Source organism: Methylobacterium sp. J-001 (assembly GCF_022829565.1).
In the GTDB taxonomy this organism is placed as follows: domain Bacteria; phylum Pseudomonadota; class Alphaproteobacteria; order Rhizobiales; family Beijerinckiaceae; genus Methylobacterium.
Window position 1 is genome coordinate 20,242 of the sequence record NZ_JAKSYN010000226.1, and the last position, 7,816, is coordinate 28,057.

Genomic DNA, 7,816 nt, shown 5'->3' on the forward strand with positions numbered 1-7,816 from the left:
CCGCGCCCGCCGCGGCGAAGGCGGCTTCACTCATCGAAGCGGCATGAGCCCCACAGGACGAAGACGGCAGCGATTTTTGCGGCACCGCGGGAGCTTCGCCGTTGCCAGCACGTTCACTGGACGCTCCCCGCACCGGCACGTGGCCGTGCGGGTCGCGTTCCGGAGTGTCCATGTCTGATTCCCGACGTCCTGCTTCACAGGCCCGCGCGACCCGCACGCGCATCCAGGAAGGCCAGCCCTATCCCCTCGGCGCCACCTGGGATGGTCTGGGCGTCAATTTCGCCCTGTTCTCGGCCCACGCCACCAAGGTCGAGCTCTGCCTGTTCGACGACCAGGGCGAGCAGGAGATCGAGCGGATCGAGCTCCCCGAATATACCGACGAGATCTGGCACGGTTACCTGCCGGATGCCCGCCCCGGCACGATCTACGGCTACCGGGTCCACGGCCCCTACGAGCCCAAGGCCGGCCACCGGTTCAACCACAACAAGCTGCTGATCGACCCCTACGCCAAGGGTCTCGTCGGCTCGATCACCTGGAATCCGGCCCTGTTCGGCTACCAGATGGAATCGGGCGACGACCTGACCTTCGACGAGCGCGACAGCGCCCCGTTCAACCGCCGCTCGCGGGTGATCGACCCGGCCTTCACCTGGGGCCGGCACCGCAAGCCCAACGTGCCGTGGGAGAAGACGATCTTCTACGAGGCCCACGTGAAGGGCATGACCAAGCTCGACCCGCGGGTGCCGGAGAAGCTGCGCGGCACCTATGCCGGGCTCGGCACCCCGGACGTGCTCGACTACATCAAGAGCCTCGGCGTCACCTCGGTGGAGCTGCTGCCGGTGCATTCCTTCGTGCAGGACGATTACCTGCAGCAGAAGAACCTGGTGAATTACTGGGGCTACAACACCATCTCGTTCTTCACCCCCGCCCGGCGCTACGCCGCGGTGCCGGACTTCGCCTTCTCCGAGTTCAAGGAGATGGTCTCGCGCTTCCACGGCGCCGGCCTCGAGGTGATCCTCGACGTGGTCTACAACCACACCGCCGAGGGCAACGAGAAGGGCCCGACCCTGTCATTCAAGGGCGTCGACAACGCCTCCTACTACCGGCTGATGCCGGGCGAGCCGCGCTACTACATCAACGACACCGGCACCGGGAACACCTTCAACCTGTCGCATCCGCGGGTGCTGCAGCTCGTGACCGACTCGTTGCGCTACTGGGCCACCGAGATGCGGGTCGACGGCTTCCGGTTCGACCTCGCCACCATCCTCGGCCGCGAGCCCTACGGCTTCGACGAGGGCGGCGGCTTCCTTGATACCTGCCGGCAGGACCCGGTGCTCAACAACGTCAAGCTCATCGCCGAGCCGTGGGATTGCGGCCCGGGCGGCTATCAGGTCGGCGGCTTCCCGCCCGGCTGGGCCGAGTGGAACGACCGGTTCCGCGACGACGTGCGCGCCTACTGGCGGGGCGATCCCGGCCTGCTCCCGGACCTCGCCGCCCGGGTCTCGGGCTCGGCCGACAAGTTCAACAAGCGCGGCCGCAAGCCCTGGGCCTCGGTGAACTTCCTCACCGCCCATGACGGTTTCACCCTGCACGACACGGTGGCCTACAACGAGAAGCACAACGAGGCGAACGGCGAGGGCAATCGCGACGGCCACTCGCACAACCTCTCGTACAATTACGGCGTCGAGGGACCGACTGAGGATCCGGAGATCAAGGCGGTGCGGCTGCGCCAGATGCGCAACATGCTGGCGACCCTGTTCCTATCCCGCGGCACCCCGATGCTGCTGGCGGGCGACGAGTTCGCCCGCACCCAGAACGGCAACAACAACGCCTATTGCCAGGACAACGAAGTCTCCTGGCTCGACTGGGGGGCAATCGGCGACGAGCAGCGGGACCTGGCCGAGTTCACCCAGCGGCTGGTCATCCTTCGCAACGCCCTGCCGATCCTCAGCCGCGGGCGCTTCCTCACCGGCCAGTACGACGAGGAACTCGGCGTCAAGGACGTGACGTGGCTGCGCCCGGATGGGGGCGAGATGGCCAGCGAGAACTGGTCCGAGGGGGAGGCGAAGGCCTTCGCGGTCCAGCTCGACGGGCGCGCCCAGGCCACCGGCCTGCATCGCCGCGGCGGCGACGCGACGCTGCTGATCATGTTCAACGCCCACCACGACCTGGTGACGTTCACCCTGCCGGAATCGCCCAACGGCATCGCCTGGACCCGGCTCCTCGACACCAACCTGCCCGACAGCCAGGACGTGGAGAGCTTCAAGTTCGGCACCGGCTACGACGTGACCGGGCGCTCGCTCTTGATGTTCGTGCTGAAGCCCGAGGACACCCCGGGCGACGACGCCACCGAGATGGAGCGCTCCTACCAGCACGTGATGCAGGCCTTCGAGCGGGCCAATGTTGAGAGCGTGCACTTCCACCTCGACCCCGAGGCGTAAAACACCCGGGCGGGACGGTTTTCGTCCCGCCCGGGCACCATTGCCTTGCGCCGGGCGACGCACCCGGCTAACAGCACCCCACCGCGCGGCTCTGGTCGCGCCCGGCGCATTGCGCTCGGGCGCCCTGTCCGCGGCCGGAGGGGTGGCCGAGTGGTTGAAGGCGCACGCCTGGAAAGTGTGTATACGGGAAACCGTATCGCGGGTTCGAATCCCGCTCCCTCCGCCATTTGAACCGCAAAAACCGTTACTCTGCAACAAGTTAGCGGTTTTCATTTCCAACCTACTGACAATGAAACCTACAACCCGCCCGCACGGGATGCGTGAGCGGCGTTCGTGAGAACCAGCCAGTTGGCGGGTTGGGTGCGTTTTCGACGATTGATGGTCATGACCGGCAAGGGCTAACCTTAGCTGTCGGGTCTCCTCTCGGCAGCCCACGCCCGCGGTGATCGCTCTCCACCCCCGATAGCGATAGGTCAGCGGGCGTGGGCTTTAGAGATCCTATGGCGGTTCTCCGTCGCCCCGATGATGGACTGGATCGATCGGCACTGCCTGCTGTCAGGCGCATAGTGTGCCCTCCTCGGCCATCTGAATCGTTCGGATGAGACCGCGGAAGCGATAGGCGAGGCCGGCCTCGATGAAGACGTGCCGCATCATAGCCAGCGTCATCTCCCGATCCTCCCCGCAATCGATGTTGAACGCCTTGCTGAGCAATGCTTCGGCCCGCTCGGCGTGCGCGAGCGCTGCCTCAGCCTCGGCCCGTACCCGAGCGAGATGACGGTAGAGACGTGCCACCTCGCCAGCAGGAGCGGCTTTGATCCGCCGCGCCTTGCTGATCCGGCCCACGCGGCGACCGTCCTAGGTTGCCAGCCGCAGGCGCGTGGTGTGAGCCGACTCCGTCATGCCGAGCCCTCCATTTCACGCAGCTTGAGCTTGACCCCTGAGAGATTGGCGGCGCTCAGCAACAGCGGCAGGTAGTGCTCCGGGATGTTCTCCCGGTACATCTCCTCGAACATGCGGACGTGCACCGCGAGCCCGTCCGGCGTCGTCGCTGTCATGGTGCGCACCCGCTCACGGGCGGCACGCCAAGCCGCTTCGGCCTTTTTCTCGGCGGTGTTCAGCTCGGCAACTCGGTGCCGCGCCTGAGCCTGACCGACTTGCTCGTCATGAGCATCCGCGACTGGCAGCAATTGCCGCCAGCGGCGAAGAAGGTGCGGTGTTCGACCCGCTCGGCCAAAGCGCTCGACGACCCGGGCCATGACAATGCGCAGGCCCCGTCCACTCCATGCCAAATCAGGATTGCGCCAGGATCCGTCCGGTGCAGTTCGCGGACGCATCCGTGGGTATGGCGGATCCCCCGGCATGCCGAAGTTCCAGTGGCGGAAGAGGCGCTTCTCTTCGTCGTTCAGGACGAGAGCGATCGGAACGATGCCGTGATCAGCCCGAGCCGCACGGTAGGCAGCCTGTCTGGTGCTGCAGACAGCCTTGAACGCAGCGTCTGTCCGCTCGACCTCTGCCGCGGCGGCGATCAGTTCGGCATCGGGATGAGGTGTTGCTGCAGCTGCCGGCGCAGGGAGGCTGAGTATCCCGGATCCAGTCGCAGCCGAGGCGAGGGCGAAACCGCGAAGGAAACCGCGGCGATTGGCTGGGCTCCTCATAAGCAGCCCCCGTAGCTAGAGAAGCCCTGCTCGCAGATCGCGTGTAAGTCGGCGATGCCGTTGTCGTCGGTTAGGCCCTCGGCATCGTAATTATCCTCGGCGTCATCGTGGCCGGAAGATCTGAAGCCCCGGCCAGCCCGCTCCAGAGCGGTGGCTTCGCGGTCAGCATCGCCGTCGAGGGCATCTAATAAGGCCAGGTCCGCCTCGATCCGATCGGCGATCCGGCGGCGCAGCTCGCGGACGCGCTGGCGGTCGGCATCGGCGAAGAAGCTGTCGAGACCGATCTGGATCTCGGTGATGGCCTGGTCGGCGAGGTCGATCTCGCGGCAGGCTCGAATGGCCCGGGAGACGGGGCCCAGCTGCCGGCCGAGCCCCTGGCCTAATAAGGGGCGCGGGTTGCCGGACTGGGGTAATAAGGGCGTGCGTGTGCTATGGGCGTGAGTAGCCATTGGCGAAGATCCCAGGCGTTGATGGTCAGGCCCGTCGCGGTGCTCCAACACCTCGGCGGGCCACTTGCTGCTGCAAGCCGCTGTCTGTATAGTGTCTATACACGGCTGGCGTCAAGACACTGTCTACACATGCAGCAGCGAAAAAAGACGGCGCAGGTCAATCTGCGCATCGATCCTGCCCTCAAGGAGGCGGCCGAGTCCGCCGCTAAGGAGGATCAGCGCTCGCTCACCTCGCTGGTCGAAAAGCTCCTCACCGAGCACCTGAAGGCGAAGGGCTATTTGAAATGAGCATGCCCGAGTCCGATGCTGCTTATCGCGGTCGGCTGATGCTAGTTGCTGCCAAGATAGATCGGTTCTTCACCCTACTGGCAGACGGGCCTCTCCTGGACGCGATCGGTCGCAAGTACGAGGTGTTCAGGACCGGAGTACCCTTGCTGAGCCCCGACGGCTTCACCGATGGCCCCACTGAAGAGGATCGGTCTTAACTCAACGAAACGATGCGAACGGAGGCGGCCGTGAGTGATCAGGATCGCGAGCTAGAGTTCTCCCCTCTCTCCGGCCGCGTGACGCGCGACGGCATCACCGTGGACGTGAAGATCTATCGCTTGGCCGGCACCGACGACTTCTGGCAACTGGAGGTGGTCGATCATCTCGGCGGCTCGACCACCTGGGATGCCGCCTACCAATGCAGCCAAGATGCCTACGGAGCCTTCAACGAGGTCGTCGAAGAAGAGGGCATGGCATCATTCGCAGCACCCTGGGGTAGCGCGATCCACTGACGCTGCGGGCCGTGCAGGTCGTCAGCGTCATCTTCATCGAGGAGAACGGCGAGGGGCCCGGGGGTGCGGCTGCGGAAGCCTGCAACTCCAGGCAGGTGAGTGTTCTACGTATACCCCAATTCGTTCCGCCAACGTTCGCTGTTAACCCCAGCTCGATATCCGAGACTTGACCTTGTGCGGTTGCATCCGTAGCGAGGATGAAAGCTCTTTAGGCGACCAACCGATGACCACAGGTTCGAATTCGCACCGGCGCGATCCGCCGGTGATTGAGGCCCCCTGCCCTGAAGATAGGGAGCGAGTCCTTCGATTTGGCTTCTCAGCTGATATCACCGGCCACGGACGCGCGAATTGGCGCCAAACGCCTTTGTTCATGGCTTGGGCGCATCTCGTTGGTCGGGTTCCGCCGATTAACAACGCTTCGTATGCAACTCGGGGTGGTCTTGAGCCAACATATTCGACCCTAAAGGCCGCCAAAGCCTGCTTCCGCGGGCTCAAAAGGCCACACAACAACGAAGATGATGGCTCGTCGGTTTTGGTTTATGTTCTCAAACCTGCCGCAACTCTTCAGTATGACTCTAGTAGCGCCATGGTGTGCCCGATGTCGGTACTGCTGATGCCGAGTGCTGCGGTTCTGACAGTTCAGGTGCGACTCGCTGCATCTTTACAAGAACCTGTTAACGGCATAGACGGCATTGTCACCAGGATCGAACCAGTGGCTGGCGAAAAGCCGGAACATGCCCTACCTGTAGGGCATGCGGACCGCTATGCGCACCGCTGCTGGTAAATAGGAAGAAGCCGCATGAGCAATTTCGATACAGCTCCCGCTGGCTCGTATGAGCCCGCGGCGATTTACTATGGCGATTCCGATTGCCTTGAGTACGTCCAGAAGGACGAGTTCAACCTCTATGAACGTGTCGACGAGTTCTTGACTCTGATCAAGGACGCGAGTGGCGAGAAGCTGATCGGCTTTAAGCTAAAAGGCTTTAGAAACCGTTTTCACAAGCTGCAGGCTGCGTTCGCCCTGAACGATGGACAGTTCGCTTACGTAATGTCTGCGATTGAAAGCATCTATACCGAACTCGGTGATAGAGTTTTTGCGGACAAGAGCAGGGCTGAGGCCTACCAGGCTGCCTACCGTCTGGCAGCAAACGACAATGTGCGGCTTGATCGCCACGAACTGAAGGCTGCAGCCTAAGGTTCGTAGGAGGGGCGCTGAGATTCAAACCGAGCCGGCCGCAAGGCCGGCTTTTCTTTTTGCTTCGTGGACTTGGGCGCGAGGCAACTCGACGCGAGCCACATTCTCATTATCCTCCCGCCATGCGCACAGCCCTCGCCGCCCTCGCCTTCGTCGTCGCCGCCGGTGGGGCGCAGGAGGTTGAGTCAGTACGCGATTTGGCCCGCGGTACTGAGTGGCGCTAGGCAGTTGCCCGGGAGCGAAACGAGGATTTAAGAAACGCGTGGGTAATTTGCACACGGGGCCGCCGCCGGGCGTTTCCGGCAGTTCCGTATGTCGAGCGTTTCCGTGAGTACAATCTCTTCCAGCACAACCTCACAGCTCTATGCGCAGCGACCTTCGCCGCCGCCCCAGGGCTCCGGCAAGGCTCGGATGACCGACACGATCAGCAGCGAGCTGACGGCCGGCACTCTGAACAGCACCGATGCCACTGCCCTGACGAGTGCTCTCAGCTCGATTGATACGAGCCTGTCTTCAGGCACGACATCCTCGGCGTCGAGCGGTAGCGCCGCGAACATCAAGCTCGATCCGTCGGCGATGAAGGATCGAATCGACAGCTTGATCTCAGATCAGGTCAGCAGCGGCAGCCTCACGAGCGACCAAGCTACGGAGCTGAAGAACCTGTTCGCCAGTCACGGCAAATCGACCCAGACTGCCGGCGCTACGAGCTCGGATGCCGACGACGTGTCCGGGGCTGGTGGGCCGCCTCCAGGCCCTCCGCCCGGACCGCCCCCAGGGACCGATGCCTCCGGGAGTTCCGCCAGCAGCACGTCATCCAGCGGTTCTTCCGCAAGCGACTTGCTCTCGACCTTTATCCAACAGCTTCAGGCTTCTCAGTCGAGTAGCGCAAGCTACGGAGCAAGCGGCACGACCGGCACGGGCACCAATGCGTCGGCCCTGCTATTCGATTTCCAGAGTTAGAAGTGTCGAACGGGCCGGAATATCGGCCCATCTATAGTGGCAGCTGTTGAGACTGAGAAGGCTCCTCCGCCCTCTCCATCCGCCACCCCAGCATCTACTCGGTACCGCGGAAGGTGCGGCGCGCTCCTGACGGGGCGCGCCGCAAGTTGGCTCGCGGTCTCATTCGACGAGCCGACGCCCATGGCAAAGCCCGGGCCATGAAAAAGCCCGCGCCGGCGAACCGGGCGGGCTAAGTGGCCATTGAGCTTGGGAGCCCCTCGAATAACTGTCCGTGAAGCTGAGTCGCATCCCCCAATTGAAGGATGCCTCGCGCCAACAAGAAAGCCCCGCGCGGCTGGGC

The 7,816-nt window shown here is 63.7% G+C and carries 9 protein-coding genes and 1 tRNA gene; 7 read left to right on the plus strand and 3 right to left on the minus strand.

The window, feature by feature from the left end; translation table 11 throughout:
- The first annotated feature begins 170 nt into the window (after nt 1–170).
- Nucleotides 171–2,438, plus strand: coding sequence for a glycogen debranching protein GlgX (glgX, locus tag MKK65_RS29450; RefSeq protein WP_243961736.1), 2,268 nt, complete (start codon nt 171–173; stop codon nt 2,436–2,438).
- A 136-nt stretch (nt 2,439–2,574) separates the two neighbouring features.
- Nucleotides 2,575–2,664 (plus strand) — tRNA-Ser (locus MKK65_RS29455).
- A 329-nt stretch (nt 2,665–2,993) separates the two neighbouring features.
- On the opposite strand, the gene MKK65_RS29460 is transcribed toward MKK65_RS29455, so the two are convergent.
- The 3 genes from MKK65_RS29460 to MKK65_RS29470 are packed head-to-tail and all read right to left on the minus strand — an operon-like array spanning nt 2,994 to nt 4,542.
- A complete protein-coding gene (locus MKK65_RS29460; protein WP_243961737.1) occupies nt 2,994–3,281 on the minus strand; it encodes a hypothetical protein in 288 nt (95 codons plus the stop codon).
- Between the two features lie 53 nt (nt 3,282–3,334).
- A complete protein-coding gene (locus MKK65_RS29465) occupies nt 3,335–4,093 on the minus strand; it encodes a hypothetical protein (RefSeq protein ID WP_243961738.1) in 759 nt (252 codons plus the stop codon).
- Nucleotides 4,090–4,542: a hypothetical protein gene (locus tag MKK65_RS29470; RefSeq protein ID WP_243961739.1), complete on the minus strand. Its 453-nt coding sequence runs from the start codon at nt 4,540–4,542 to the stop codon at nt 4,090–4,092. Before MKK65_RS29470 ends, MKK65_RS29465 begins: the two co-directional genes overlap by 4 nt.
- 129 nt (nt 4,543–4,671) lie before the next feature.
- On the opposite strand from MKK65_RS29470, the gene MKK65_RS29475 reads away from it, so the two are divergent.
- The 5 genes from MKK65_RS29475 to MKK65_RS29495 all read left to right on the plus strand — a co-directional run bounded on the left by MKK65_RS29475 (nt 4,672) and on the right by MKK65_RS29495 (nt 7,476).
- Nucleotides 4,672–4,830: a hypothetical protein gene (locus MKK65_RS29475; protein ID WP_243961740.1), complete on the plus strand. Its 159-nt coding sequence runs from the start codon at nt 4,672–4,674 to the stop codon at nt 4,828–4,830.
- Between the two features lie 227 nt (nt 4,831–5,057).
- Nucleotides 5,058–5,321 carry a hypothetical protein gene (locus MKK65_RS29480; RefSeq protein ID WP_243961742.1) on the plus strand — a complete coding sequence of 88 codons (264 nt, stop codon included), beginning with the start codon at nt 5,058–5,060 and terminating at the stop codon, nt 5,319–5,321.
- Nucleotides 5,322–5,544: 223 nt separating this feature from the next.
- The gene (locus tag MKK65_RS29485; RefSeq protein ID WP_243961744.1) at nt 5,545–6,105 is read left to right on the plus strand and encodes a hypothetical protein; all 561 of its coding nucleotides are present in this window, start codon (nt 5,545–5,547) and stop codon (nt 6,103–6,105) included.
- Nucleotides 6,106–6,120: 15 nt separating this feature from the next.
- Nucleotides 6,121–6,516: a hypothetical protein gene (locus MKK65_RS29490; protein ID WP_243961745.1), complete on the plus strand. Its 396-nt coding sequence runs from the start codon at nt 6,121–6,123 to the stop codon at nt 6,514–6,516.
- A 411-nt stretch (nt 6,517–6,927) separates the two neighbouring features.
- Nucleotides 6,928–7,476 carry a hypothetical protein gene (locus MKK65_RS29495; protein ID WP_243961746.1) on the plus strand — a complete coding sequence of 183 codons (549 nt, stop codon included), beginning with the start codon at nt 6,928–6,930 and terminating at the stop codon, nt 7,474–7,476.
- Nucleotides 7,477–7,816 lie beyond the last annotated feature (340 nt).

Coding starts and splice junctions, on each gene's coding strand:
- MKK65_RS29485 (WP_243961744.1), top strand. CDS start 5,545: ATGACCACAGGTTCGAATTCGCACCGGCGCGATCCGCCGGTGATTGAG.
- MKK65_RS29475 (WP_243961740.1), top strand. CDS start 4,672: ATGCAGCAGCGAAAAAAGACGGCGCAGGTCAATCTGCGCATCGATCCT.
- MKK65_RS29490 (WP_243961745.1), top strand. CDS start 6,121: ATGAGCAATTTCGATACAGCTCCCGCTGGCTCGTATGAGCCCGCGGCG.
- MKK65_RS29495 (WP_243961746.1), top strand. CDS start 6,928: ATGACCGACACGATCAGCAGCGAGCTGACGGCCGGCACTCTGAACAGC.
- glgX (WP_243961736.1), top strand. CDS start 171: ATGTCTGATTCCCGACGTCCTGCTTCACAGGCCCGCGCGACCCGCACG.
- MKK65_RS29465 (WP_243961738.1), bottom strand. CDS start 4,093: ATGAGGAGCCCAGCCAATCGCCGCGGTTTCCTTCGCGGTTTCGCCCTC.
- MKK65_RS29470 (WP_243961739.1), bottom strand. CDS start 4,542: ATGGCTACTCACGCCCATAGCACACGCACGCCCTTATTACCCCAGTCC.